Origin of the sequence: Achromobacter sp. 2789STDY5608615, assembly GCF_001298995.1 — a bacterium.
GTDB classification, from domain to species: Bacteria; Pseudomonadota; Gammaproteobacteria; order Burkholderiales; family Burkholderiaceae_B; genus Achromobacter; species Achromobacter insuavis.
In genome coordinates, this window is record NZ_CYTY01000016.1 from 38324 (window position 1) to 62730 (window position 24407).

Below are 24407 nucleotides of genomic sequence, written 5' to 3' on the forward strand. Positions count from 1 at the left end.
TTACTCCCGCGATGCGCCGATGCCGCGCAGCTCGGCCAGCAGCGACAGGGCGTCGAGCTTGTCCAGCGGCAGGGACAGGAACAGTTCGATGCGGCGCTTGAGCGTGCGCGCGGCGTCGTGGAAGGCCTTCAGGCGGCGGGCCTCGTCGCCGGTTTCGGCCGCGGGGTCGGGAACGCCCCAGTGCGCCGTGGCCGGATGGCCCGGCCAGACGGGGCAGGCTTCGCCGGCGGCGTTGTCGCAGACGGTGATGATGAAGTCCATCGCCGGCGCGCCCGGCCCGGCGAATTCGTCCCAGGGCTTGCTGCGGTAGCCGTCCGTCGGCAATGCATAGGCCTGCAGCGTGGCGAGCGCGAGCGGATGGACCTCGCCCTTGGGCGCGCTGCCGGCGGAGTAGGCGCGAAAGCGCTCCCCGCCCAGGCCCCTGAGCAGGCCTTCGGCCAGGATCGAGCGGGCGGAATTGCCGGTGCAGAGAAACAGCACGTTGAAGGGAACGGATGACATGGGGATAACTCCTGGTCAGCAGGTGGTGCAGGCGCCGGGATCGGTGACGTCGCAGGGGGCGCCCTGGCAGCAGTGTTCGGTGAGATAGCCAAGCAGGCCGTTCATGCGCGAGTAGTCGGCGCGGTAGATCAGGTTGCGGCCCTGTTGTTCGACCGTGACCAGGCCGGCGTGCGCCAGCTCCTTCAGGTGGAACGACAGCGCATTGCGGGCGATGCCCAGCTGGTCCGCGAGAACGCTGGGGGTGAGGCCGGGCAGGCCGGCCACGACCAGCGCGCGGAAGGTGCGCAGGCGTTGGGCATGGGCGAGGGCGCCGAGGGCGGAGATGGCTTGGTCTTCATTCATGATTCGATAATACAACGATTATTGAATTATTGTGGATTTTTCTTTTATGGCAAAGGCTTGTGGCCGCGCGGCGACAGCTGTCATGCCGCGCGCGCCGGGCCTTGACCTTAGAGTCACTCCAAGGTTTTTAATCGCGCCAACTCAAGAGGAAGGAGGGATATGTCAGACCCCGACAGTAGCGACTTATCGATTTCGATGCCATGGAATGCGGAGACTTTCGGCATGGTGTCATCCGGGGCGTGGAATCCCTCCACGGTCCGCCGGCGTCGATGGACGCGCCGCGCGGCCGGGGTGGGCCCGTGATCGCCTGCGCGACGCAAAGGAGCCCACGGGTCTTCCTTCGGCGTGGCGGATGAACGTGTTCGCATGACCAGGCAATGGCTATGACTGGCAGTACATGATCAGGAACTGGATTCATGCAGAACAAAGTGAAAGACGCGGCCGTCCTGGACGACGCGCATATTGGCGATATCCGAGGCGCCTTCGGCACCATCAAGGAAGGCGATATTGAAAAACGCAGGAACTGGTGGCACCGGTTCCGGACCCTGCTGGTGATCCTGGGGCCTGGCCTCATCGTCATGGTGGGCGACAACGACGCCGGCGCGTTCAGCACCTATGCGCAGGCCGGCCAGAACTACGGCACCACCCTGCTGTGGACGCTGGCGCTGCTGGTGCCGGTGCTGTATGTGAACCAGGAGATGGTGCTGCGCCTGGGCGCGGTGACGGGCGTGGGCCATGCCCGCCTGATCCTGGAGCGGTTCGGCAAGTTCTGGGGCGCGTTCAGCGCCATCGATCTGTTCGTGTTGAACGCGTTGACGATCGTCACGGAATTCATCGGCATCTCGCTGGCCCTGGATTTCCTGGGGATACCGAAACTGCTCGGCGTGGTCTGCGCCGCGGCCCTCATCATGATCGCGGTCAGCACCGGTGATTTCCGCCGGTTCGAGCGGTTCTCGCTGGTGCTGGTGTTCGGCAGCCTGTTGCTGGTGCCGCTGTTGCTGATGGTGCATCCGCCCGTGGCGCAGATCGGCTTCGACTTCCTGGTGCCCGGGCTGCCGAAGGACGGCAAGCTCAGCGACGTGATGCTGCTCATCATCGGCATCGTCGGCACCACGGTGGCGCCGTGGCAATTGTTCTTCCAGCAGAGCTACGTCATCGACAAGCGCGTGACGCCGCGCTTCATCCGCTACGAGCGCGCCGACCTGTGGCTGGGCATCGTGCTGGTGGTGATCGGCGCGGTGGCGATCATCGCCGTCGCCGCCGCCACCTTCGCGGGCCGTCCCGAGTTCGGCAACTTCGAGGATGCCGGCGCGGTGGCCACCGCCATCGCCAACTATCACGGCCGGCTGCCCGGCATTCTGTTCGCGGTGACCTTGCTCGATGCCAGCCTGATCGGGGCGGCGGCCGTGTCGCTGTCGACGGCCTATGCGGTAGCCGACGTGCTGAGCCTGAAGCACTCGCTGCATCGCAAGCCGACCGACGCCAAGGCCTTCTACGCCATCTACGGCCTGCTGATCGCCGGCGCCGCGGCGCTGGTGCTGATCCCGGGCGTGCCGCTCGGGGTGCTGACCAACGCGGTGCAGACCCTGGCCGGCGTGCTGCTGCCGAGCGCCTCGGTGTTCCTGCTGCTGCTGTGCAATGACAAGGAAGTGCTGGGGCCGTGGGTCAACACGCGCTTCACCAACCTGTTCACCGGCGTGATCGTGTCGGTGCTGGTGATGCTGTCCATCATCCTCACCGCCGCCGTGATGTGGCCGGACATCTCCGGTCGCGCGATCACGATGGTGCTGGCCGGCGGCAGCGTGATCGGCGCCGGCGTGGTGTTCGCGTCCCAGCTCGTTGCGCGGGGCGCGGGCCGCAGCCAGGCGGCCAGCGTGCTGCGCCGCGGTGACCGCGATACCTGGCGCATGCCGCCGCTGCACCGTCTCAAGCCGCTCTCGCTGTCGTTCTCCAACCGTCTGTGGATGGGCGTGCTGCGGACCTATCTGGTGGTCGCGGTCGGCATGGTGATCTACAAGGTCATCGAGGTCGCCGCGGGCTGAGGTCGCCAGCCGGCTGGCGCGGGCCGGCCGGCGCGACGCCGAGCCATTGCCGCAGGCGCCGGTTCAGGGGCGTGGAGTAATGGCGCGACACCAGCGCGCCCAGCAGGCATGCGCCGCCGAAGTAGGCCAGCAGCAGCCCGAGCCGGGCGTCGCCCGATGCTTGCGCGGCGGGCAGCCAGGTGCGCAGCAGGCCCAGCACCAGCAGATGCAGCAGGTAGATCTCGTAGCAGTCGCGTCCGCAACGCATCAGCGCGCGCCGCGCCAGGCCGGGCGCGGCCGGCCCCGTCGCGGGCTGGCCCGGCAGCAGCAGGGCCGCGCCCAGCGCCATGGCGCTGGCGCCGAGGACGTTGCTCTGGCTGATCGGCCATGCCAGGTAGAGCAGCGCCATGGCGCTGCCGACGAGCGGGCGGATCCCGGGCCGGCGCGATGCCGGCCATGCGCGGCCGCGCGACAGCGCCGCGGCGACGCAGCCGATGGCGATGGCATCGAAGCAGGCCAGGTAGCCATACAGGTAGGCCTCGCTGTCTCCCTGGTGGGCCAGCCGGTAGAGCGGCCCGGCGATCACGAGCGCGGCGGCCAGCAGCGCCAGCCGCGCCTCGCGCCGCAGCAGCGCGCAGGCCAGCGGAAACAGCAGGTAGAAGGCCATCTCCACCGACAGCGACCACATCACGCCCAGCGCGTAGTTGATCCATCCTTCGCGGATGACCAGCACGTTCATCCAGGCGCCGAGCGCGGCGGCATTGGTGGTCCAGAGCGAGACCGCGCTGCCGGCCCGGTTGCCGAACAGCGGCAGGCCAGCGAGCGCCAGCGCGTCCACCGCCGCCAGCGTCAATGCCAGCGTCGGCAGCAGCCGCGCCACGCGCAGCCGCCAGAACGGCGCCGGCCGGATGGCGTCCAGGCGGCCCCAGCGCTCCAGCGCGTTGCGGGTGATGAGAAACCCCGAGATAACGAAGAAGATCGTCACGCCGTAATTGCCGTTGCGCGCCAGCGCCAGCAGCAGCGGCCAGCCGGGCAGCCCGGCCAGCGCCGTGTCGCGCAGCGGATAGGCGATGTTGAAATGATGCAGCAGCACCAGCAGGATCGACAGGCCGCGCAGCATGTCGATGGCGTCATCGCGGGGGGCGGCGTTCATGCTCGGCGCCGGCCTACTGGCGGGGCGCGTCGGCCATGGCCGGCCAGTCGCGCATCAGGTCATCGCGGGCGCGCAGGCCGGCGTTGGGCCTGGTGGCCTTCTCGTCCTGCAGCAGGCGGGCGAACACCAGCTGGCGGCCGTCCTTGCGCGCCCAGCCGACGAACCAGCCGTAGGCGTTGTCCGGTGTGTAGACGCCGTTGCTGCCCGGCGAGCCGGTGCCGGTCTTGCCATACAGGCGCCAGCCGCCGGCCTCGCCGACGTCGAACAGCGTCTCGGCCAGATCGTAGGCCGCGGGCTTGAGCGGCAATTGCCGGTTGACCAGCTTGCGCAGGAACGCCAGTTGCTCCAGCGGCGAAATGCGCAGCGACGAGTTGATCCACGCGCCATCCAGGCCGTTGTGCTTGCCGGGCTCGCCCGAGACGTCCTCGTTGCCGTACTGGAAGGCCGAGGCGTAGCGCTGGAAGCGCTCCTGCCCCAGCGCCCTGGCGGTCAGCTGCGAATACCAGACCACCGAATACTTGATCCAGCGCGCCGGGTCCGTCGGCTGGCGCCAGGCGTCGCCGCCCCAGTCGGGGTAGCCCGGCTGGTAGTTCCAGACCGGCGCGTGCGGGCCTTGCAGGATGCCCGCGTCCACGCCCATCAGCGCGATCGGCAGCTTGAAGGTCGAGGCCGGCGTGTAGCGCTCGGCGCAGGCCGCCTGCGTGCCTTGCTGGAACACGATGCGGCCGTCGGCGGCGTCGGCCACCACGGTGCACAAAACCGCCGCGCGGGCGGGGGCGCCCGCCAGCGCGGACAGGGAAAGGGCTGCGCCCAGGGCGCACGAAAAACGTCGAACGGTCATGATCGATGAAGCGTGGTGGGGAAAAACGGAAAGTGCGTTCAGGCGCGGTCGGCGCGGCCGTTGAGCAGGACCAGCGTCAGGTCGCGGTCGTCGATGTGGATGCGCATGGCCAGGCAGCGTCCGGCCTCGGTCGAGGCGCCGGTCTTGGACAGGCGGATGTCCCAGCCCTGCGCGCCGACCAGCGGATTGGTGTTGCGATAGCGCAGCGAGCCGCCGGCGGCGGCCACCGTCTCGGCGGGCGTGGTGGTGTCGCGCGCGATCTGCGGATACGCGGCGGCCGCGCTGACGATGCGGCCGACGTCGGCGGCGCTGGCGCGATTGGCGGACGACAGGCCGGTCGGCTCTTCCAGCGTGGTGTGTTCCAGATGCAGCGCCGCGGTCTTGCGCCGCAGGGGCCTGGGCGAAGGCCGCCTCGCCGCCCGGATAGGTGCGGGCCAGGGCGTGGGCGGCGCGGTTGTCCGAGGCCATCAACGCCAGCTTGAGCAACGTGTCCAGCGTCACGCTGGCGCCCACCGGCAGCGGCGAGGCGGCGCCCGCGGCGGTGGCGCGCGCGTCGCGCTCATCGATGCGGATGGCGCGCGACAGGTCCGGCGCGGTGTCCAGCACCACCATGGCGGTCATCAGCTTGGTCAGCGAGGCGATCGGCACGGCGTCGTTCTCGGCGCGGCCGAGCAGCGTCGCGCCCGAACGGGTGTCCAGCACCAGCACGTGGGAGGCGCCGCTGGCCGCGATCAGCGCCTGGACCGCGGGCAGGCGCGCCATGAGGCGTTGCGCCTGCTGCGCGGACAGCGGCTGCGCCGGCCCCGTCGTCAGCGCCGACCAGGCGCCGAAGCCGGCCAGCGCGCACGACATGGCCAGCACGGGCAGGGCCACCGCGCGGCGGGCGGCGAGCGTGTCGGGACGCACCAGGCGGCGGATGCGGTCGAGCAGGTCGCCGTCGCGCGCGGCGGGCGCCACCGGCGCCGGCGCATCGTTGGCGCGTTCCAGCGCGTGCAGGGCGCGCGCCAGCGGCATGGGGCCGCCGATCAGGGCCGCGGCCATCTGGTCGGCAATGCGCTCGCGCTCGATCCGCAGGCGGCGCGACAGCCACCAGATCGACGGATGGAAGAACAGCAGCACCTCGGCCGCGTGCTGCAGCAGGTTGACCAGGTAATCGTGGCGCCGCACGTGGGCCAGCTCATGCGCCAGCAGCGCGGCCAGCAGGTCCGCCGGCATGCCGGTGACGAGCGAGGCCGGCACCAGGATCACCGGCTTGAGCCAGCCGGCGGTGACCGGCGTGGACAGGTGGCGCGCCACGCGCAGGCCGACCGTGCGCGACAGCCGCAGGCGGTGCGCCATGTCCGCCACGCGCGCCTGCCAGGCGGGATCTTGCCAGGGCTGGCTGGCGCGCAGCACGCCGCGCAACCAGGCCAGTCCGAACAGCAGCCGCAGCGCCGCCAGCGCGCAGCCGGCCAGCCAGGCCAGCGCCAGCCACAGCGGCCAGACCGTGGCGGCCGCTTCCGTCGCGGCCGCGGCGGGCAGCGGGGGCGGCAGGCCGCGCCAGGCGAGCGCCACGTCGGTCACGCCCAGGCCCACGCCGGCGAACAACGCCGCGCCCAGCAGCGCGTAGCGCAGCCGGGCATCGTCGGGGCGCGTCAGCGCCAGCAGCGCCAGCGTGGCGGCGTGCAGGCACAGGATCTTCCAGGCCAGCGCCGGCAGGCTGCCGCCCAGGGTCCAGGCCGTGGCCAGCAGAAAGTCGGTCACAGCTTGTCGTCGCGCAGCAGGGCTTCGATTTCCGCGCGGTCCTTCCTGCTGACATGGCCTTCGCGCAGGGCGGCCAGCACCGGCGCCTTGCCGGAGCCGGCGAAGGCCTTGCCGATCAGGTCCTTGATCAGGCCGCCCTGGGTCGCCTTCTGGCTCTGGGCGGCGGCGTAGACGTGCGAGCGTTCGCTTTCGTCGCGCGTCAGCAGGCCCTTGCCGTGCATGATCTGCATCAGCCGCAGCACGTTGGCGTAGGTCAGGCTGTCGCGCCCGGCCGCCATCGCGGCGTGGACCTGCTTGACGGTGGCGGGGCCGGTTTCCCAGAGCGCCTGCAACACGTCGAGTTCGGCGCTGGTGGGCTTGGCGGTGGCGGAAGGGGAGGCGGTCATGAAGCGGGGATGTCGACAAAAGGCCGATCTAGAATAAATGTTCTAGAAAAGTTTGTCTACTTCCGTTTCTTCCGCCCCTTTCGCCGCCGACGCGCCGCCGCCGCGCCGGGCCGACGAGGCCTCAGCGCGACAGTCGCGGATTGAAGGCGTCGTTCAGGGCATCGCCCAGCAGGTTGAGCGACAGCACCGTCAGGATGATGGACACGCCCGGCAGCGCCGCCAGGTACCAGGCGGTGCGCAGCATCTCGCGGGCGTCGCCGATCATGCTGCCCCACGACACCGCATTGGGATCGCCCATGTTCATGAACGACAGCGCCGATTCCATCAGGATGGCGTTGGCCACCAGCACCGACGTCGTCACGATCACCGGTGGCAGGGCATTGGGCAGGATCTCCAGCAGGGCGATGCGGGCGTGGCTGAAGCCCAGGCTGCGGGCCGCCTGCACGAACTCGGATTCGCGCAGGGTGCGGAATTCGGCCCGCACCAGCCGCGCCACCACCGGCCAGGAGGCCACGCCGATCGACAGCGCGATCACCGTCACCGAGGGCCGCGCGATCGCCACGATGACCACCACCAGCAAGAAGGCCGGAATGGTCTGCAGCAGCTCGGTCACGCGCATCAACACCACGTCGACCCAGCCGCCGAAGTAGCCGGCCGCCGCGCCGATGGCGATGCCGATCACCAGGCTCAGCAGCGCCGCGGTGACGCCCACGGTCAGCGACACCCGCGCGCCATGCGCCAGGCCGGCGGCCACGTCGCGGCCCATGGTGTCGGTGCCCAGCCAGAATTCGTGGTCCTGCCCCGGCCACAGGATGGGCGGCCCCACCATGTCGAGCGGGTCGTGCGGAAACACCCACGGCGCGGTGAGCGCGGCCAGCAGGATCAGGAGCAGCAGCAGCGCGCCGGCCACGGCGGCCGGGTTGGCCAGCAGGCGGCCCAGCGCGCCGCGGCGCAGCCGGGGCAGGGGGGGGGGCGGCCGGCGCCGGCGCGGAAGCGGATTGAACGGTCATCGTGAATCGGGAAATGAAGGGGTCAGCGCACGCGGATGCGCGGGTCGAGCAGGGTCTGCAGCAGGTCGACGATGATGTTGGCCAGGATCACCAGCAGTGACGACAGCACCAGGATGCCCAGCAGCACCACGTAGTCGCGCGCCATCACGGACTCGTAGGCCAGCCGGCCCAGGCCGGGCCAGCTGAACACGGTCTCCACCACCACCGCGCCGCCCAGCAGCGTGCCGACGTTCAGGCCGGCCACGGTGGTGACGGGAATCAGCGCGTTGCGCAGCACGTGGCGCAGCGCCACGGCGCGCGGCGTCAGGCCCTTGGCGTGGGCGGTGCGCACGAAGTCCTGGCGGTTCACCTCCAGCATCGAGGCGCGCGTCAGGCGGGCGAAGATGGCGACGTAGAAGCCGGTCAGCGCCAGCGTCGGCAGCACCAGGTGGCGCGCCACGTCGAGCGCGTAGGCCCAGCCGGTGGCGCCCGAGCCGATGGTGGACACGCCGCCGGGCGGCAGCCAGCCCAGCTTCACCGACAGCAGGATGATGGCCATCAGCCCGAGCCAGAAGCCGGGCGTGGAATACAGCAGCAGCGCCGCCAGCGACAGCACGCGGTCGAGCCAGCGGCCGGCGAAGCTGGCCATGACCGCGCCCAGCGCGATGCCGGCCGCCAGCGCACAGGCTAGCGCGCTGCTCATCAGCAGCACCGTGTTGCCCAGCCGGCTGAAGATCAGCTCGGACACCGGCAGGTTGTAGCGCGGCGACACGCCCAGGTTGAGCGTGGCCAGGTCGCGCAGGTAGGCGCCCAGCTGCTGCAGCACCGGCTGGTCCAGCCCGAAGTGGCTGCGCAGCGCCGCCATGCTGGCCTCGGTGGCCGAGCCGGACTCCGCCGCGATCACGTCGGCGGCGTCGCCCGGCACCGCCTGCAGCAGGAAGAAGCTCAGCAGCACCACGCCGATGACGGTGGGGATGGCCTGCAGCAGCGAGCGGCCCAGCACCCGCAGGGAACGATGCGCCGTCATGGCTGCAGATAGACGTCGGCCAGGTTGGACTCGACGCCGTCGGCCGTCAGCGAGTGGTCATGCACGCGCTGGTTGGCGATGGTGATGAACTCCGGCTGGTACAGGTTCAGGTCGGGCACCTCGCGCGCCACGATCTGCTGGAACTCCTTGAACAGCTGCACGCGGCGGGCCGGATCGTTCTCGACCGCGGCGGCTTCCAGCAACTGGTCCACCTTCGGGTTCTGGTAGTGCGTGCCGTTGGAGAACGGCACGCCCTTGATGAAGTTCTTCGACCAGTACAGCCGCTGCACGCCGACGGTGGGGTCGAACAGGTTGCTGGCGCCGTTGGTGGTGAAGGCGAAGTCGCGGTCGGTGTAGACGCGCTTGATGAAGGCCGAGGCGTCCTGCGCCCGCACCGTCACCGCGACGCCGACGCGCGCCAGCGTGGTGCGCAGGTAGTCGGCCAGGCGCGGGCCGTCGGCGCCGATCGGGTTGTAGTCCAGCGTCACGCGAAAGCGCACGCCGTCGGCGCCCTTGGGATAGCCGGCCTCGTCCAGCAGCGCGTTGGCGCGCTTCAGGTCGAAGGGGTAGGGCGTGGGCGTCGGGTCGTTGTAGGTCTTCAGGCCCGGCGCGATGGGCGAATACGCCACCTGGCCGACGCCGTAGTTCACCACCTTCAGGATGACGTTGCGGTCGATGGCGTGGGCCACCGCCTGGCGCACCTTCTCGTTCTTGAAGTGCGGATCGTCCAGGTTGAATTCCAGGCGCGTGACGTTGTAGGAGTAGCTGTTGCCCTTGGTCTCGAAGCGCAGCGACGGCACGGCCTTGAGACGCGCCAGGTCGGCCAGCGGCACGGGCGTGCGGTAGCCCAGGTCGACCGTGCCGGTCTCGAAGGCGATGGCGGCCGCCGCCGGGTCGGCGACGATGCGCACGATCAGGCGGTCGATGTAGGGCTTGGGCTTGTCCCAGTAGTCCGGGTTGCGCTCGTAGACGATGTGACTGCCGCGCACCCACTCCTTGAACTTGTACGGGCCGGTGCCGATCGGCGCCGAGGTGGCCGGGTTGGTCAGCGGATCGGTGCCTTCGTAGATGTGCTTGGGGATGATCGGCGTTTCGGTCGCGACGAAGGCGCGGATCAGGTAGGGCGCCGGCTTGGACAGGCGCAGCACCACGGTGTGGTCGTCGGGCGTCTCGATGGCGGTGACGTTGGCGAAGGTGTTGCGGCCGCGCGGGTGGATCTTCTTGAGCAGCTCGATGGAGAAGGCCACGTCCGCCGCCGTGAACGGCTTGCCGTCGTGCCACTTGACGCCCTGGCGCAGCGTGAAGGTGTACACGGTGCCGTCGGGGCTGATGTTCCAGGCGGTGGCCAGCTGCGGCTCGGGGTTCAGGTCGTAGTCGTACTTGAGCAGGCCTTCGGTGACCTTGGCGCTGACGCTCAGGATCGGCGTGGCGACGTTGCCCACGGTGACCAGCGCGGTGGGTTCGGACGGCAGCAGCAGCGTCAGCGTGCCGCCGCGGGTGGGTTCCGCATGGGTGTACGGGCTGGCGGCCAGCAGCAGGCCGGCAAGGGTCAGGCTGAGAAAGGAACGGCGGGTTGGCTTCATGATCGTCGCGAAAACAGGGGATGAGATGGGCCCCGGGACGCGCCCGGGGCGATCCAGGAAAAGGGAGCGGTCAGGCGGGCGCGCCGTCGTGCTGGTAGGCGCTGCCGGCCTGCTCCACGCTGACCAGGCCGTAGCGCACGTCGCGCTCGACGCGCGCGGCGTCGCGGCGGGCCGGGTCGCCCAGTCCGCCGCCGCCCGGGGTGTGCACCGCCAGGCGTTCGCCGGCCGGCACCAGCTGGCGGCCCTTCGCGCGCAGGCCCGTGCCGCAGGCCAGCCCCAGCGCGCCGCCGGCGCCCGCTTGCCCGCCGAGCGCGCCGCGGGCCGGATGCACCACGCGATCGAAGGCGGCGGCGATGATCATGGCCGCGTGCGGATCGGCGTGGCGCACCACGATGGTCTGGCCCAGGCCACCGCGCACCGTGCCCGGCCCGCCGGAATCGGCGCGGTATTCCTTCTGTTCGAACACCAGCGGATTGGCGCTTTCCAGGATCTCCAGCGACACGTTGCGCACGCCGCTGGGATACGAGGTGACGGACAGCCCGTCCTTGCCGGGGCGCGCGCCGGTGCCGCCGGTGGAAAGGCTGACCGCGTTGAAGCGCGGGCCGGCCAGCAGTGCCTGCTGTTCCTCCTGCGTGGCGCCGGCCAGCGGTTCGCCGCCGACCAGGTGCAGGTTCCACAGCGACGAGGCGCCCTCGGCCGGCACCTGGTCGGGCCGCGCCTGGCGCAGCGCGCCGAACACGGCGTCGGGCAGCAGCTGGCCGATGATGTGGCGCACCGTCACGGCGGCCGGGAAGCGGGCGTTCAGGATCGAGCCTTCGGGCGCCGCCACCTCCACCAGCGACAGCGAGCCGGCGTTGTTGGGCACGTCGGCGCCGATCAGGCAGCGGATGCCGAACGAGGTGTAGGCGTCGGTATAGGCCTTGACCACGTTGATGCCGCGCGCCACGCTGGGCGAGGTGCCGTCGAAGTCCACCAGGATCTTGCCATCGCCCACCGTCACGCTGGCCTGCAGCGTGATCGGCGCGTCGTAGCCGTCGATCACCAGCGTGTTGTGCCAGGTGCCCTGCGGCCATTCGGCGATGGCCTGGCGCATGGCCTGCGCCGACTGCTCGATGACGTAGCCGCCCAGCGATTCCAGGTCGGCCAGCTGGAACTCGGTCAGCAGCGACTTCAGGCGGCGGCCACCGATGTCGTTGCAGGCCACCAGCGCGTACAGGTCGCCCTCGACCTGCTCCGGCTCGCGCACGTTGGCGCGGATGATGGCCAGCACGCCGGGGTCCACCTGGTGCTGGTGGAAGAAGCGCAGGATCGGCAGGAACAGGCCTTCGTGATAGACCTCCAGGCCGTCGGCGCTGCTGCCGATGCCGCCGATGTCGATCACGTGCAGGGTCGAGGCGAACAGCGCCACCAGCGCGCCGTCGTGGAACACCGGCGAGACCATGGTCATGTCGAACAGGTGGCCGGTGCCCTTCCATGGGTCGTTGGTCAGCAGCACGTCGCCGTCCTTCAGGGTCTCCGGCGGAAACACCTTGAGGAAGTGCTTGACCGATTCGGCCATGGCGTTGACGTGGCCGGGCGTGCCGGTGACGGCCTGGGCGATCATGCGGCCGTCGGGCAGGAAAACGCCGGCCGACAGATCGCCGGCCTCGCGCGTGGCGGTGCCGAAGGCCGAGCGGATCAGCACCTGGGCCTGTTCCTCGACCACCGACAGCAGCCGGTTCCAGGCCAGCTGGAAGCGGATGCGTTGCTGGGGCGTGTGTTGCGGGGTGCTCATGCGGGGTCCTTTGCGGCGCGCGCGGCGGCCGCCTTGATGTCATCGAGCACCAGCGAGCCGAGCCGGCTGCGCCGCGCCTCGAAGCCCGCGGGCACGAAAGTGGTGGTCTCGTCTTCCACGACCAGGGCGGGGCCGCTCAGTGTCTGCTCGGCGTCGAGCGCCTGGCGTTCGTAGGTCGGCACCTCGATCCAGTCGTTGCGCTCGAAGTCATACAGCCGGCGCGTGCCGGCCTGGCGCGCGGCGGTGCCCGGGCCGCTGGCGATGTGGTCCTGGGGCCGCGCGCGGCGCTCGCCGGCCTGGGCGGCGACCGACCAGCTGACGGCCTCGGGCGCCACGTGCGGCAGGCTGCGGCCATACAGCTGGGCGTAGCGTTCGGCGAAGGCGGCGCCCAGCCGCGCGCTGGCGGCGGCGTCGAAGGGGCCGTCCGGCAAGTCCACGGCAATCTCGTGGCCCTGGCCGCTGTAGCGCATGAACACCACGCGCTTGTGATGCAGCGGCGCGTCGGGCGCGGCGCGCCGCACCACCGTGTCGACCCCCGCGGTCAGTTCGTCCAGCAGGCGCTGCACCGCGGCATGGTCGATGTCGGCCAGCCGCTGGTGGAAGCTGCGCACCGCCTGGTAGGCGATCGGCGCCCACAGGAAGCCGACCGCCGAACCGACGCCCGCCGATTCCGGGATGATGACGCGGCCGATGCCGAGCTTGCGCGCCAGTCCGGCGGCATGCAGCGGCGCGGCGCCGCCGAAGGCGATCAGCGTGTGCTCCTCGGCCGCCTTGCCCAACTCGGAGGCGTGCACGCGGGCGGCGTTGGCCATGTTCTCGCTGACCACTTCGATGATGGCCTGGGCGGCCTGTGGCGCCTCCAGCCCGGCCTGGCCGGCCAGGTGCGTCTCGATGGCCTGGCGCGCGCGCTCGGGTTGCAGGCTGACCTTGCCGACCGCGAAGCGCTCGGGCGTGACGGTGCCGATCAGCGCGTGGGCGTCGGTCACGGTGGGCAGCTCGCCGCCATTGCCGTAGGCGGCGGGGCCGGGCGAGGAGCCGGCGCTGTCCGGGCCGACCTGCACCACGCCCAGGTGGTTGACGCGCGCGATCGAGCCGCCGCCGGCGCCGATCTCCACCATCTCGATCACCGGGATGCGGATCGGCAGGCCCGAGCCTTTCAAGTGGCGGTGCACGCGGCCGAATTCGAAGCTGCGGCTGACCTGTGGCTCGAAGTCGTCGATGTAGCAGATCTTGGCGGTGGTGCCGCCCATGTCGAACGACAGCGCGCGCGCCGCGCCCGTCTGTTCGGCGATGTGCTGGGCCAGGATGGCGCCGCCCGCGGGGCCCGATTCCACCAGCCGCACCGGTTCGTCGATGCCGGTCTGCAGGGTGGCGATGGCGCCGCCCGAGGTCATCAGGAACGGTTCGTCGCGCAGCCCGCGCTGGCGCGCCGCGTCGTTCAGCCGGCGCAGGTAGCCGGACACCTGCGGCTGCACATAGGCGTTGGCGCTGACCGTGGACAGGCGCGGATATTCGCGGATCTCGGCGCAGACGTCGGAAGACAGCGACACCCACAGCTGCGGCGCGTGCGCCTTGAGCAGCTCGCGGATGCGGCGCTCGTGGCCGGGGTGGGCATAGCTGTGCAGCAGGCACACCGCCACGCTCTCGATGCCGGCGCGGGTCAGTTCGCCGGCCAGCTCGACCACCTGGGCCTCGTCCAGCGGCGTCAGCACCTGGCCGTGCGCATCGACGCGCTCGGTGACGCCGAAGCGCCAGGGCCTCGGCACCAGCGGTTCGGGCTTGTCCAGGAAGATGTCGTACTGCGCGAAGCGGTCTTCCAGGCCGATCTCGACCAGGTCGCGGAAACCCGCGGTCGTCAGCAGCGCGGTGCGGGCGCCCTTGCGCTCGATCAGCGCGTTGGTGGCCAGCGTGGTGCCCAGGATCAGCAGGTCGACCCGCGGCCACGCCAGGCCGGCCTGGCCGAGCAGCTCTTCGATGCCTTGCAGCACGGCGGTTTCGGGCGCGTCGGGCGTGGTCAGCAGCTTGGCCGACCAGCGTCGCGGTTCCTGTTCGAGGACGATATCGGTGAACGTGCCGCCGACGTCGACGGCAACGCGCACCGGCGCCGTCGAGGCGGACTCAGAGGGGGAGTGGGGCATGAGGGCAGGGAAGGAAAAACCCTGATCCTAAGCAGTCACGGCAGCCGCCAGAAGGACGTTTTTCGCATGTCGATATGCGGATTCCGCGTTAGCCGGCCGCCAGCCCGCGCGGCCGGGTGTTCCGCTGGTCGCCCATCGCCGGGCGGACTACCGTGCCGGCAATCCGCCCTTCATTGCGTGCGGGTCGGTGTGGCGGCGCGCGAGGCCTGCGTGGGCATCGCTTCCTGTGTCAGGGTGCCGGGTTCGGTGGCGGAGGGCCGCACCACGACCGCGTTCTGGGCGTCGTTGGCGCCCAGCTTGGGCAGGTCGGCGGGCCGCGCGGCCAGGGTCGCGAACGGGCCGCCGCCGGTGGCGGGCATGCCGTCCAGGGTCAGGCTGGCGGCCCAGACGCCGTCGCGGCGCGACAGCACCTGGTAGCGCTGGGGCCCGCCCGCCATGCGCGCGACGACGTACAAGGTGCCGTCGATGAGGTGGATGGCCGGCGGCGAGGCGGCCTCGGCGTCGAGCCTGGCCGGCTTGCCGTGTTCCACTAGCCAGAGCGGTCCGTCAGCGCGTTCCAGGATCGCCACGATCACGTTGCCCTGCGCATCGGCGTCGATGGCGGGGCGGCCGATGTAGGGCACGCCCAGGTCGGTCGGCGCGCTCCATTCCATGTCCAGGTCGGTGGTGTCGCCGGCTTCTTCCAGCCGCGTCAGGTGATTGTTGGCGCGCTGGCGGAAATAGAGTTCGACGCGGTGCTCGTGGTTGCGGATCGCGGCCAGTCCGCCGGCGGCCTGGGGCGCCTGCACGCGGCGCCAGGAGTGCCACTCGGGGCGCTGGCCCTTGCGCGCCGGCAACTGGCGCGTGTAGAACAGCTGGCCGCCGCCGGCCGACGCGAAGACGATGTAGCGGCCGTCATCGCCGCGCACGACCGCGGGCGCGCCGGTGGCGCCGTCCAGCGGCGGCAGGCTTTGCCACGGGGCCCAGCTGCCGTCGATGCCGGTCGGCGCGATCCAGTGCAGCAGGCCGTCGTAGCCGAGCGCCACGGCGGCGGCTTCGCCGCGCGGCGCCACGGCCGGAATCTGGCTGACGCGCACGCCGGCCAGGGCCTGCCAGCCCTGCCAGGTGCCATCGTGGCGCTGCTTGTTGGCCCACACGCCGCCCAGCGGATCGCGCGCCATCAGGCCGGCGGTGCCGTCGGCGTGGCCGAATGTCACCAGCGGGCCGCCAGTGCGGCCGCCCAGGCTCTGCCAGCGGCGCTGGCCGGAGTCCCAGCGGTTGGCGGCGGCGTTGGTCTCGCCGGCGGCGAACACCACCAGGCCGTTGCGTCCGTCCGGATAGATCTGCGGCGGCATGTCCTGGCGCGAGACGTAGTAGGCGCGTTGCACCCAGGCGGCCGCGGGACCGGCCGGCTCCTTGCAGCCGGTGGGGCCGGCGCAATAGTGGTAGTCGTTCCAGGCATAGTGCTGGAAGATCATCGATTTGCTGGCGATCTCGTTATCGGCGAGGTTGCTGGCGCGTTCCTGGCTGGGGTAGTCGATGTAGCCGATCTCGGCGTAGTTGCCGGGCGCGCGCAGCATGGCGGCGCGCACCAGCCGCGCGCTGGCGATATGGTCGGGGTGGCCGTGTCCGGCGCAGCGCCAGCACAGCTGCGTGTAGGGCACGCTGATGGTGTCGTCCAGGTGCCGCACCGTGGTCGGCTGGTACTGGCGGATCAGCTCGGCCAGGGTGTCGATCAGCTGTTCGCGCGAGTAGACCTCCGGATACGGCCCCAGCGTGTCCACCGTCTGTCCCGGTTCCGACTCGGTGCGGCTCAGCGGCGTGAGGCTGCCCCAGCCCTTGCCCAGCCACGGGTCTTTCAGGCGCAGGTGCCACAGCTGCACGCGCGGGTTGCCGGACAAGGTGAAACGCGCGATCTGGCGTTGGTCCGCATGGCCCACGCTTTCCTTCCACAGGTCGGGCTGGCGCGCCATGTAGGCATAGGCCGCGCGCACGCCGCGCTCCCGGCCCAGCATGTAGGTGTCGCCCTCGCCGGCATCGCTGGCGGTCAGGTAGATCACCCGCACGCAGCCGCCGGCGGCGACGTTGGACGCGATGTCCGGGTTCATGAACAGCAGGTCGTCATCCAGGTGGGCGACGACGGCCAGATCCTTGATGCCGTTGCATTGCGCCAGGGTGGGCGGGGCGGCAAACGCGGCGGAGCAGGCCAGGCAGGCGAGCAGCAGCGCCTGGCCGAGGCGGGAGAGCAAGGTCGTGAGGATCCGCGTCAAGGGGCGCTGCTCCTGTGGGCAAGGGCAAGAATCTGCCGTTGCGGGCATCTTAACAAGTCCGGTCCGCGGGATCACGCGGCGGGAATTTGCTAATCGCCGATCTGTCGTTAGCCGCTGTCGCCGCGCGCTTTACCATCGGCCTCCCATGACCGAACTGCTACGCATCCAGAACCTGACGGTGGACCTGCCGGCCGGCGCCGACCGGCCGCACGCGCTCCATGACCTGTCCCTGTCCGTCAACGCCGGCGAGATCGTGTGCGTCGTCGGCGAGAGCGGGTCCGGAAAATCGCTGACCGCCGGCGCCATCCTGGGCCTGTTGCCGCAGGGCGTGCGCGCCAGCGGCGGACAGGTGCTGTGGGAAGGCGAGGACCTGCTGCGCCTGTCCCCGGCCGCCATGCGCCGCCTGCGCGGCCAGCGCATCGGCGTGATCTTCCAGGAGCCGATGACGGCGCTCAATCCGCTGCGCACCATCGGCGACCAGATCGCGGAAGTGTTCCGCACCCACACGCGCCTGTCCGGCGCCGAGATCCGCCGCCGCACGCTGGGCCTGCTGGATTCGGTGCGTCTGCCGGACCCGGCGCAGGCGCTGGGCGCGTATCCGCACGAACTGTCCGGCGGCCAGCGCCAGCGCGCCATGATCGCCATGGCGCTGGCGCTGGAGCCGGCGCTGCTGATCGCCGACGAACCGACCACGGCGCTCGACGTCACCACGCAGGCGCAGATCCTGCACCTGATCCATGACCTGCAACGCCGCAAGGGCACGGCGGTGCTGTTCATCACCCATGACTTCGGCGTGGTGGCCGAGATCGCCGACCGCGTCGCCGTCATGCAGCGCGGCGAACTGGTGGAGAGCGGCCGCGCCGACGAGGTGCTGCGGCATCCGCGCCATCCGTACACGCGCGCCCTGATCGCGGCGGTGCCGCCGCTGGCGCCGGCCGCGGCGCGCTCGCCAGTCGCGCCCGATGCGCCCGCCATCCTCACGACCGTGGCGCTGACCAAGACCTACCGCAAGCGCGGCTGGTTCAACCAGCCGGGGCGCGAGACGCGCGCGCTCGATGGCGTGTCGCTGACGCTGCGCGAAGGCGGCACGCTCGGCATCGTCGGCGAAAGCGGCTCGGGCAAGTCGACCCTGGCGCGCACTCTGCTGGGGCTGGCGCCGCCCGACGCGGGCGCTGTCACGCTGGCGGGCGAACCGCTGGCCTTCAAGGGCGCCGGCGCGCGGCGCGCGCATGCGCGGCGAGTGCAGATGGTGTTCCAGGACCCCTATGGCTCGCTCAATCCGCGCCAGCGCGTGGGCGAGATCGTCGCGCGCGGACCCATCGTGCATGGCATGCCGCGGCGCGAGGCCTGGGCCCAGGCGCGCGAATTGTTCGAACTGGTCGGCCTGTCGCCGGACGCGATCAACCGCTATCCGCACGAGTTCTCGGGCGGACAGCGGCAACGCGTGGGATTGGCGCGGGCCTTGGCGATGCGGCCGCGCGTGCTGATCGCCGACGAGCCGGTGTCGGCGCTGGACGTCTCGGTGCAGGCGCAGGTGCTGGCGCTGCTGGCGCGCCTGCGCGAGCAACTGGGCCTGTCGATCCTGTTCATCACCCACGACCTGCGGGTCGCGGCGCAGGTGTGCGACCACGTTGCGGTCATGAAGGACGGCAAGGTGGTGGAAGAGGGGCCGTGCGCCGAGGTCTTCGGCCAGCCCTCGCATCCCTATACCCAGGCATTGCTGGCGGCGGTGCCGGGCCGGGGTTGGGATCCGGCCGAGGCCGCCGCGCGGCGGGCGGCGTAGCGGCCTGGCGGCTTTGGCCAGGCGCGGCATTCGCGGTATAACCGACTGATGCCGTGCCGCGTTTCGCGCGCCCCGCGCGAGTCGCGCCCATCCCGGCGGGAGAGCATCCATGGCCGACATCGTCCAATTGCGTCCGGAGGGCCTGTACTGCGCCGCGGGCGGGTTCTACATCGACCCCTGGCGCCCCGTGGACGTGGCCGTCCTCACGCATGGCCATGGCGACCACGCCCGCGTCGGCATGGGTTGCTACCACACCAGTGCCGAGGGCCTGCCCATCCTGCAATGGCGACTGCGTGAGCAGGACTACCGCGTCCACGCCTATGGCGAGCCGTTCACGCTGGGCCGGGCGCGCGTTTCGCTGCATTCCGCGGGCCACGTGCTGGGCTCCGCGCAAGTACGCATCGAGGTCGACGGCCAGGTCTGGGTCGTGTCGGGCGACTACAAGCGCCAGCCCGATCCCACCTGCGCGCCGTTCGAGGTGGTGCCGTGCGACACCTTCATCACCGAAGCCACCTTCGGCCTGCCGATCTATCGCTGGCCGGACACCGCGGAGGTGGCGCGCGACATCGTCCAGTGGCGCGACCATTGCGCCGCGCGCGGCGAGGCGGCCATTCTCTACTGCTATGCGCTGGGCAAGGCGCAGCGGGTGCTGGCCGAACTGATGCCGTTCGTCGACCGGCCCGTCTACCTGCATGGCGCGATTGCCGCGGGGGTGGACGTCTACCGCGAGGCCGGCATCGCGCTGCCCGACACGCGCCTGGTCATCGACGCGGACGGCGCGCCGGCGGCCGCGGGCACGGGATTTGCTGGCGAGCTGGTGCTGGCGCCGCCGTCGGCGGCCGGCAGCGCGTGGCTGCGGCGCTTCCGCAAGGCGCAGCACGGCTTCGCGTCCGGCTGGATGCGGCTGCGCGGCAACCGGCGCCGACGCAACATGGACCGGGGCTTCGTCGTGTCGGACCATGCCGACTGGCCCGATCTGCTGCGCACGATCCGCCAGACCGGCGCCCGCCGCGTCATCGCCACGCATGGCGATACCGACGCGCTGGTGCGCACGTTGAATGAATCCGGCATCGCCGCCGAGACGCTGGCCACGCAATATGGCGAAGACGATTAGGACGGCGCGCCGCGCCATTTTCGTAGCGACAGGGGAACGGACCCAGGCATGAAGCGATTCGCGGCGTTGTATCAGGAGCTGGACCGCAGCACCGCCACCTTGGACAAGCGCGCGGCGCTGCTGGCGTACTTCCGCGATGCGCCGCCGCGCGACGCGGCCTGGGCCCTGTACCTGCTGGCGGGCGGCAAGATCAGCAGCGCGCGCCGCAAGATCGCCGCCGTCGGCGAGTTGCGCGCATGGGCCGCGACCGCCTCCGACACCGCGCCCTGGCTGGTGGACGCCTGCTACGACCAGGTCGGCGACCTGGCCGAGACGCTGGCGCTGCTGGTGCCCGATCCGCGCATTGCCGCGCCCGAGCGCGGCCTGGCCGATTGGATCGAGGAGATCCTGGTGCCGGTCGCCAACCGCGACGAGGCCGAGCGCCGCGAAGTCATCGTCGCGGCCTGGCGGGGCCTGCCCTACATCGAGCGCCTGGTCTTCAACAAGCTGCTGACCGGCGCGCTGCGCGTCGGCGTGTCGCAACGCATGGTGCAGCAGGCGCTGGCGGAGTTGTCGGGCGTGCCCATCGCCCGCATCGCGCAGCGCATGCTGGGCGCATGGTCGCCCAGCCCCGCGTTTCTGCGCGACCTGCTCAGCGCCGACGAGCTGCCGGGCGACCGCCAGCAGCCCTATCCCTTTTTCCTGGCCTCGCCGCTGGAGGGCGCCCCGGCGCTGCTGGGGCCGATCGACGACTGGCTGCTGGAGTGGAAGTGGGACGGCATCCGCGCGCAACTGATCCGGCGGCGCGGCGAGGTGGCGTTGTGGTCGCGCGGCGAAGAGCGCCTGGACGGCCGCTTCCCGGAAGTCGAGGCCGCCGCGGCCGCGCTGGCGGTGGACTGCGTCATCGACGGCGAGCTGCTGGCCTGGCAGGAAGACAGCGCCGATCCGATGCCGTTCTCGGCCCTGCAGACCCGCATCCAGCGGCTCAAGCCCGGGCCCCGGTGGCTGGCCGAGGCGCCGGTGCGCTTGCTCGCCTATGACCTGCTGGAGCTGGACGGCGCCGACCTGCGCGACGCGCCGCAGGCCGGGCGCCGCGCGCGGCTGGAAGCGCTGTTGCGCGAGCGCGCCGACCCGCGCCTGGGCCTGTCGCCGCTGGTGGCGCCGGCAAGCTGGGACGAGGCCCAGGCGTTGCGCGCGCAATCGCGTGAGCGCGGCGTGGAGGGCTTCATGCTCAAGCGCCGCGGCGCGCCCTACCAGGCCGGCCGGCGGCGCGGCGACTGGTGGAAGTGGAAGATCGATCCGCTCACCATCGATGCGGTGCTGCTGTACGCGCAGTCCGGCCACGGCCGCCGCAGCACGCTCTACACCGACTACACCTTCGGCCTGTGGGACGGCGACGCGCTGGTGCCCATCGCCAAGGCCTACTCGGGCCTGGACGACAAGGAGATCCTTGAACTGGACCGCTGGCTGCGCGCCCACACGCGCGAACGCTTCGGCCCGGTGCGCTCGGTCGACCCGGTGCAGGTGTTCGAGCTGGGCTTCGAGGGCGTCAACCTGTCCCGGCGGCACAAGTCCGGCGTGGCGGTACGCTTTCCCCGCATCCTGCGCTGGCGCCATGACAAGCGCGCCGACCAGGCCGACCGGCTCGATACCCTGAAGGCGTTGGCGCGATGAGCGCCGCGAAGCGGGACGGCCCCTTGCTGGCATGGTTCGCGGCGCGCGGCTGGAAGCCCGCCGCGTTCCAGCGCGAAACCTGGCGGCGCTATCTGGCCGGTGAATCCGGCCTGCTGCATACGCCCACCGGCAGCGGCAAGACCCTGGCGGCATTCGGCGGCCCGCTGCTGGAGGCGCTGGCCGACCCGGCGCCGGCGCGCGCGGCGGCGGGCGAGGGGCCGCGCGTGCTGTGGGTCACGCCGCTGCGGGCGCTGGCCGCCGACACCACGCGCGCCCTGGCGCAGACGGCGGCCGACCTGGGCCTGGCCTGGACGGTGGCGCTGCGCACCGGCGACGCCAGCGCGCGCGACAAGCGCCTGGCGCGGCAGGGCAAGGCGGACGTGCTGGTCATCACGCCCGAGTCCCTGGCGCTGCTGCTGTCCTACGCCGATGCGTCGCAGCGCTTTCGCGCCCTGCGCGGCATCGTGGTGGACGAATGGCACGAGCTGCTGGGCAACAAGCGCGGCGTGCTGCTGCAGCTGTGCCTGGCGCGCCTGCGCCGCCTGTCGCCCGGCGCGCGCACCTGGGGCCTGTCGGCCACGCTGGGCAACCTGGACCAGGCCCGCGCCGTGTTGCTGCCGCATGCGCCCGACAGCGCGCTGGTGGCGGGCGCGCGGCCGCGCAGGATCCAGATATCGACCTTGTTGCCCGAACGCAGCCGCGCCCTGCCGTGGGCGGGGCACCTGGGGCTGTCGCAGCTGGAACGGGTCTTCAAGCGCCTGTTCGACGTGCGCGCGACACTGCTGTTCACCAACACCCGCGCGCAGGCCGAGCTCTGGCATCGCGCGCTCGAATCGATCTGGCCGGAGGCGCCGGGCACCCTGGCGCTGCACCACGGTTCGCTCGATCCCAAGCTGCGCGCGGCGGTGGAGCAGGGCCTGCGCGACGGCGCGGTGCGCTGCGTGGTGGCCACCTCCAGCCTGGACCTGGGCGTGGATTTTCCGGCGGTGGACCAGGTGTTGCAGATCGGCAGCCCCAAGGGCGTGGCGCGCCTGTTGCAACGCGCAGGCCGCGCCCGGCACCGGCCGGGCGAGTCCGGCAACGTGGTGTGCGTGCCGGCGCAGGCGCTCGAACTGATCGAGTACGCCGCCGCCCGGCAGGCCATCGCGCGCGGCGAGATCGAATCCCGGCCGCCGCCGGTCGGCAGCCTGGACGTGCTGGCCCAGCACGCCGTTACGCTGGCGCTCGGCGGCGGCTTCGACGCCGACGCGCTGTACCAGGAAGTGCGCGGCACGCACGCCTATGCCGCGCTCGATCGCGCGACCTGGCAGGCGGTGCTGGACTTCATCGTGCAGGGCGGCCGCGCGCTGGCCAAGTATCCGGATTATCAACGGGTCGTGCGCGACGACGACGGCCGCTATCGCGTGCACGACCGGCGCGTCGCGTTCCGCCATCGCCTGTCCATCGGCACCATCACCGCCGACGGCGCCGTGGCCGTCAAGTACCTGCGCGGGGGCAGCCTGGGCTCGGTGGAAGAAGGCTTTCTGGCGCGCCTGCGGCGTGGCGACCGCTTCCAGTTCGCCGGCCGCACACTGGAGTTGGTGCGGCTGGAAGGCATGGTCGCCTACGTGCGCCGTGCCAAGGGCGGCGATGGCCCGGTCGCAACCTGGCAGGGCGGCCGCATGCCCTTGTCGACGCAGCTGGCCAGCGAAGTGGAGAGCCTGTATTCGCACCCCGGCACGCATCCGGAGATGCGCGCGGTCGCGCCGCTGCTGCGGATCCAGGCGCAGGCCAGCGCATTGCCGGATCGGGGGCGGCTGGTGGCAGAACGCATCGGCACGCGGCGCGGCATGCATCTGTTCCTGTTTCCGTTCGCCGGCCGCGCCGTGCACGAAGGCATCGCGGCAATGATCGCGCTGCGCTGGGGGCGGCGGCAGGCCAACACGATTTCCTACACCGTCAACGACTACGGACTGATGCTGACGCTGGCCGAGCCGGCCGCGCTGGACGACGCGCTGTTGCGCCAGCTGCTCAGCCCCGAACACATGGCCGAGGACCTGCGCGATGGCGTCAACCTGGGCGAGATGGCGCGTCGGCAGTTCCGCGAGATCGCGCGCGTGGCGGGCCTGTTGACGCCGTCGCTGCCCGGCCAGGCGGCGCGTTCGCTGCGCCAGGTGCAGGCGTCCAGCGGCCTGCTCTACGACGTCCTGCGCCGCTACGACCCTGACCACCTGCTGCTGGCGCAAGCGGAGCGAGAGGTCTTCGAGCTGCAACTGGAGGCGCCGCGCCTGCTGGCGGCATTGCACGACTGTCAGCGGCGCGAGCTGGCGCTGTGCGAGCCGCGCGCGCTGACGCCCTTGTCGTTCCCGCTGTGGACCGAAAGCATGCGCGGGCAACTCAGCACCGAGACCTGGCAGGCGCGCGTCAGGCGTGCCGCGCAGCAACTGGAGAAGCGCTATGAACGCGTTGCCTGAGGGCGCGTTGCAGGCGCTGTTGGGCGACGAGCCGATGTGGCTGCTGGGGACGCGGGCGCTGTTCTGGCCCGCGCGATCGCGCCTGATCATCGCCGACCTGCACCTGGGCAAGAGCCATGTGTTCCGGCGCGCGGGCATTGCGGTGCCCAGCGGCGCCACGCGCGGCGACCTGGACCGCCTGGCGGAGGTGATCGCGCGCACCGCCGCCCGCGAGCTGTGGATCGTGGGCGACTTGTTGCACGGACCCGCCGGGCAGGCGGGGTGGCGCGACACGTGGATGGCGTGGCGGCGGGACCGGGCCGCACTGGAGATCGCCGTGCTGGCGGGCAATCATGACCGCGCCCTGGACGGTCCGGCGTTTGGCGTGCGGCAGCTTGGCGAGACCTGCATCGACGGCCCGTTCCTGTTCAGCCATGTTCCGCGGGCGTCCCCAGCCGGCCTGCACGTCATCGCGGGCCACGTGCATCCGAAGACGTCCGTGCGCGGCGTGCCGCGCAGTTGGCCGGCGTTCTGGCTACGCCCTGGCCTTGCGATCCTGCCGGCGTTCTCGGACTTCACCGGCGGCCATCCCGCCAGCGGCGATGACGGGCGCATCGTCGCCTGCGTCGAAGGCGTCGCGATCGAGGTCGGCGGGCGCCCGCGTTGACGGGCCGGGTC

General features: G+C 71.3%; 18 protein-coding genes and 1 pseudogene. 6 read left to right on the plus strand and 13 right to left on the minus strand.

Features of this window, described 5'->3' with window-relative positions:
* Together AOZ49_RS15685 and AOZ49_RS15690 are read right to left on the minus strand one after the other, a co-directional pair.
* Entirely contained in the window at positions 1 to 501 is a 501-nt protein-coding gene (locus AOZ49_RS15685) for an arsenate reductase ArsC (protein ID WP_054476369.1), read from the minus strand.
* A 15-nt stretch (positions 502 to 516) separates the two neighbouring features.
* Positions 517 to 843, minus strand: a complete 327-nt coding sequence (locus tag AOZ49_RS15690) for an ArsR/SmtB family transcription factor (RefSeq protein WP_054428804.1) — start codon at positions 841 to 843, stop codon at positions 517 to 519.
* A gap of 416 nt (positions 844 to 1259) precedes the next feature.
* On the opposite strand from AOZ49_RS15690, the gene AOZ49_RS15695 reads away from it, so the two are divergent.
* On the plus strand, positions 1260 to 2885 hold the full coding sequence (locus AOZ49_RS15695; RefSeq protein WP_054476371.1) for an NRAMP family divalent metal transporter: 1626 nt from the start codon (positions 1260 to 1262) through the stop codon (positions 2883 to 2885).
* Here the strand turns inward: AOZ49_RS15695 and AOZ49_RS15700 are convergent.
* From AOZ49_RS15700 to AOZ49_RS15740, 11 genes and pseudogenes are all read right to left on the minus strand, one after another.
* A complete protein-coding gene (locus AOZ49_RS15700) occupies positions 2863 to 4017 on the minus strand; it encodes an acyltransferase family protein (RefSeq protein WP_082380467.1) in 1155 nt (384 codons plus the stop codon). The genes AOZ49_RS15695 and AOZ49_RS15700 overlap by 23 nt on opposite strands.
* Before the next feature lie 13 nt (positions 4018 to 4030).
* Complete coding sequence (gene blaOXA / locus AOZ49_RS33555) at positions 4031 to 4858, minus strand: OXA-364 family class D beta-lactamase (RefSeq protein WP_054476513.1); 828 nt, start codon at positions 4856 to 4858, stop codon at positions 4031 to 4033.
* 38 nt (positions 4859 to 4896) lie between these two features.
* Positions 4897 to 5283 carry a serine hydrolase family protein gene (locus tag AOZ49_RS33980; RefSeq protein ID WP_369815809.1) on the minus strand — a complete coding sequence of 129 codons (387 nt, stop codon included), beginning with the start codon at positions 5281 to 5283 and terminating at the stop codon, positions 4897 to 4899.
* Positions 5267 to 6601, minus strand: a pseudogene (locus tag AOZ49_RS33560) (M56 family metallopeptidase); the annotation flags it as partial. The gene AOZ49_RS33980 and the pseudogene AOZ49_RS33560, both read right to left, overlap by 17 nt.
* Entirely contained in the window at positions 6598 to 6987 is a 390-nt protein-coding gene (locus AOZ49_RS15710; RefSeq protein WP_054476376.1) for a BlaI/MecI/CopY family transcriptional regulator, read from the minus strand. The gene AOZ49_RS15710 and the pseudogene AOZ49_RS33560, both read right to left, overlap by 4 nt.
* A gap of 121 nt (positions 6988 to 7108) precedes the next feature.
* A complete protein-coding gene (locus AOZ49_RS15715; protein WP_054476377.1) occupies positions 7109 to 7951 on the minus strand; it encodes an ABC transporter permease in 843 nt (280 codons plus the stop codon).
* Between the two features lie 68 nt (positions 7952 to 8019).
* On the minus strand, positions 8020 to 9003 hold the full coding sequence (locus tag AOZ49_RS15720) for an ABC transporter permease (RefSeq protein WP_054476378.1): 984 nt from the start codon (positions 9001 to 9003) through the stop codon (positions 8020 to 8022).
* Positions 9000 to 10586 (minus strand): ABC transporter substrate-binding protein, encoded by a 1587-nt coding sequence (locus tag AOZ49_RS15725; protein ID WP_054428797.1) that lies wholly within the window; start codon positions 10584 to 10586, stop codon positions 9000 to 9002. The genes AOZ49_RS15720 and AOZ49_RS15725 overlap by 4 nt, the downstream gene beginning before the upstream one ends.
* A gap of 70 nt (positions 10587 to 10656) precedes the next feature.
* Entirely contained in the window at positions 10657 to 12360 is a 1704-nt protein-coding gene (locus tag AOZ49_RS15730) for a hydantoinase B/oxoprolinase family protein (protein ID WP_054476380.1), read from the minus strand.
* Positions 12357 to 14498 (minus strand): hydantoinase/oxoprolinase family protein, encoded by a 2142-nt coding sequence (locus AOZ49_RS15735; RefSeq protein ID WP_054476391.1) that lies wholly within the window; start codon positions 14496 to 14498, stop codon positions 12357 to 12359. The genes AOZ49_RS15730 and AOZ49_RS15735 overlap by 4 nt, the downstream gene beginning before the upstream one ends.
* 170 nt (positions 14499 to 14668) lie before the next feature.
* Entirely contained in the window at positions 14669 to 16747 is a 2079-nt protein-coding gene (locus AOZ49_RS15740; RefSeq protein ID WP_054428794.1) for a DUF8189 domain-containing protein, read from the minus strand.
* 145 nt (positions 16748 to 16892) lie between these two features.
* Between AOZ49_RS15740 and AOZ49_RS15745 the strand changes: the two genes are divergently transcribed.
* The 5 genes from AOZ49_RS15745 to pdeM all read left to right on the plus strand — a co-directional run bounded on the left by AOZ49_RS15745 (position 16893) and on the right by pdeM (position 24396).
* Positions 16893 to 18530, plus strand: a complete 1638-nt coding sequence (locus AOZ49_RS15745; RefSeq protein WP_054476392.1) for an ABC transporter ATP-binding protein — start codon at positions 16893 to 16895, stop codon at positions 18528 to 18530.
* Between the two features lie 109 nt (positions 18531 to 18639).
* A complete protein-coding gene (locus tag AOZ49_RS15750; protein ID WP_054476393.1) occupies positions 18640 to 19644 on the plus strand; it encodes a ligase-associated DNA damage response exonuclease in 1005 nt (334 codons plus the stop codon).
* Between the two features lie 48 nt (positions 19645 to 19692).
* On the plus strand, positions 19693 to 21297 hold the full coding sequence (locus AOZ49_RS15755) for an ATP-dependent DNA ligase (protein WP_054476395.1): 1605 nt from the start codon (positions 19693 to 19695) through the stop codon (positions 21295 to 21297).
* Positions 21294 to 23750 (plus strand): ligase-associated DNA damage response DEXH box helicase, encoded by a 2457-nt coding sequence (locus AOZ49_RS15760; protein WP_054476397.1) that lies wholly within the window; start codon positions 21294 to 21296, stop codon positions 23748 to 23750. Before AOZ49_RS15755 ends, AOZ49_RS15760 begins: the two co-directional genes overlap by 4 nt.
* Complete coding sequence (gene pdeM, locus AOZ49_RS15765; protein WP_054476399.1) at positions 23734 to 24396, plus strand: ligase-associated DNA damage response endonuclease PdeM; 663 nt, start codon at positions 23734 to 23736, stop codon at positions 24394 to 24396. The genes AOZ49_RS15760 and pdeM overlap by 17 nt, the downstream gene beginning before the upstream one ends.
* Positions 24397 to 24407: the final 11 nt, after the last annotated feature.

Excerpts from the sequence above, each read along its gene's own strand:
- AOZ49_RS15685 (WP_054476369.1), bottom strand. The coding sequence starts at position 501 with ATGTCATCCGTTCCCTTCAACGTGCTGTTTCTCTGCACCGGCAATTCC.
- AOZ49_RS15690 (WP_054428804.1), bottom strand. The coding sequence starts at position 843 with ATGAATGAAGACCAAGCCATCTCCGCCCTCGGCGCCCTCGCCCATGCC.
- AOZ49_RS15695 (WP_054476371.1), top strand. The coding sequence starts at position 1,260 with ATGCAGAACAAAGTGAAAGACGCGGCCGTCCTGGACGACGCGCATATT.
- AOZ49_RS15700 (WP_082380467.1), bottom strand. The coding sequence starts at position 4,017 with ATGAACGCCGCCCCCCGCGATGACGCCATCGACATGCTGCGCGGCCTG.
- blaOXA (WP_054476513.1), bottom strand. The coding sequence starts at position 4,858 with ATGACCGTTCGACGTTTTTCGTGCGCCCTGGGCGCAGCCCTTTCCCTG.
- AOZ49_RS15710 (WP_054476376.1), bottom strand. The coding sequence starts at position 6,987 with ATGACCGCCTCCCCTTCCGCCACCGCCAAGCCCACCAGCGCCGAACTC.
- AOZ49_RS15720 (WP_054476378.1), bottom strand. The coding sequence starts at position 9,003 with ATGACGGCGCATCGTTCCCTGCGGGTGCTGGGCCGCTCGCTGCTGCAG.
- AOZ49_RS15725 (WP_054428797.1), bottom strand. The coding sequence starts at position 10,586 with ATGAAGCCAACCCGCCGTTCCTTTCTCAGCCTGACCCTTGCCGGCCTG.
- AOZ49_RS15730 (WP_054476380.1), bottom strand. The coding sequence starts at position 12,360 with ATGAGCACCCCGCAACACACGCCCCAGCAACGCATCCGCTTCCAGCTG.
- AOZ49_RS15735 (WP_054476391.1), bottom strand. The coding sequence starts at position 14,498 with ATGCCCCACTCCCCCTCTGAGTCCGCCTCGACGGCGCCGGTGCGCGTT.
- AOZ49_RS15745 (WP_054476392.1), top strand. The coding sequence starts at position 16,893 with ATGACCGAACTGCTACGCATCCAGAACCTGACGGTGGACCTGCCGGCC.
- AOZ49_RS15750 (WP_054476393.1), top strand. The coding sequence starts at position 18,640 with ATGGCCGACATCGTCCAATTGCGTCCGGAGGGCCTGTACTGCGCCGCG.
- AOZ49_RS15755 (WP_054476395.1), top strand. The coding sequence starts at position 19,693 with ATGAAGCGATTCGCGGCGTTGTATCAGGAGCTGGACCGCAGCACCGCC.
- AOZ49_RS15760 (WP_054476397.1), top strand. The coding sequence starts at position 21,294 with ATGAGCGCCGCGAAGCGGGACGGCCCCTTGCTGGCATGGTTCGCGGCG.
- pdeM (WP_054476399.1), top strand. The coding sequence starts at position 23,734 with ATGAACGCGTTGCCTGAGGGCGCGTTGCAGGCGCTGTTGGGCGACGAG.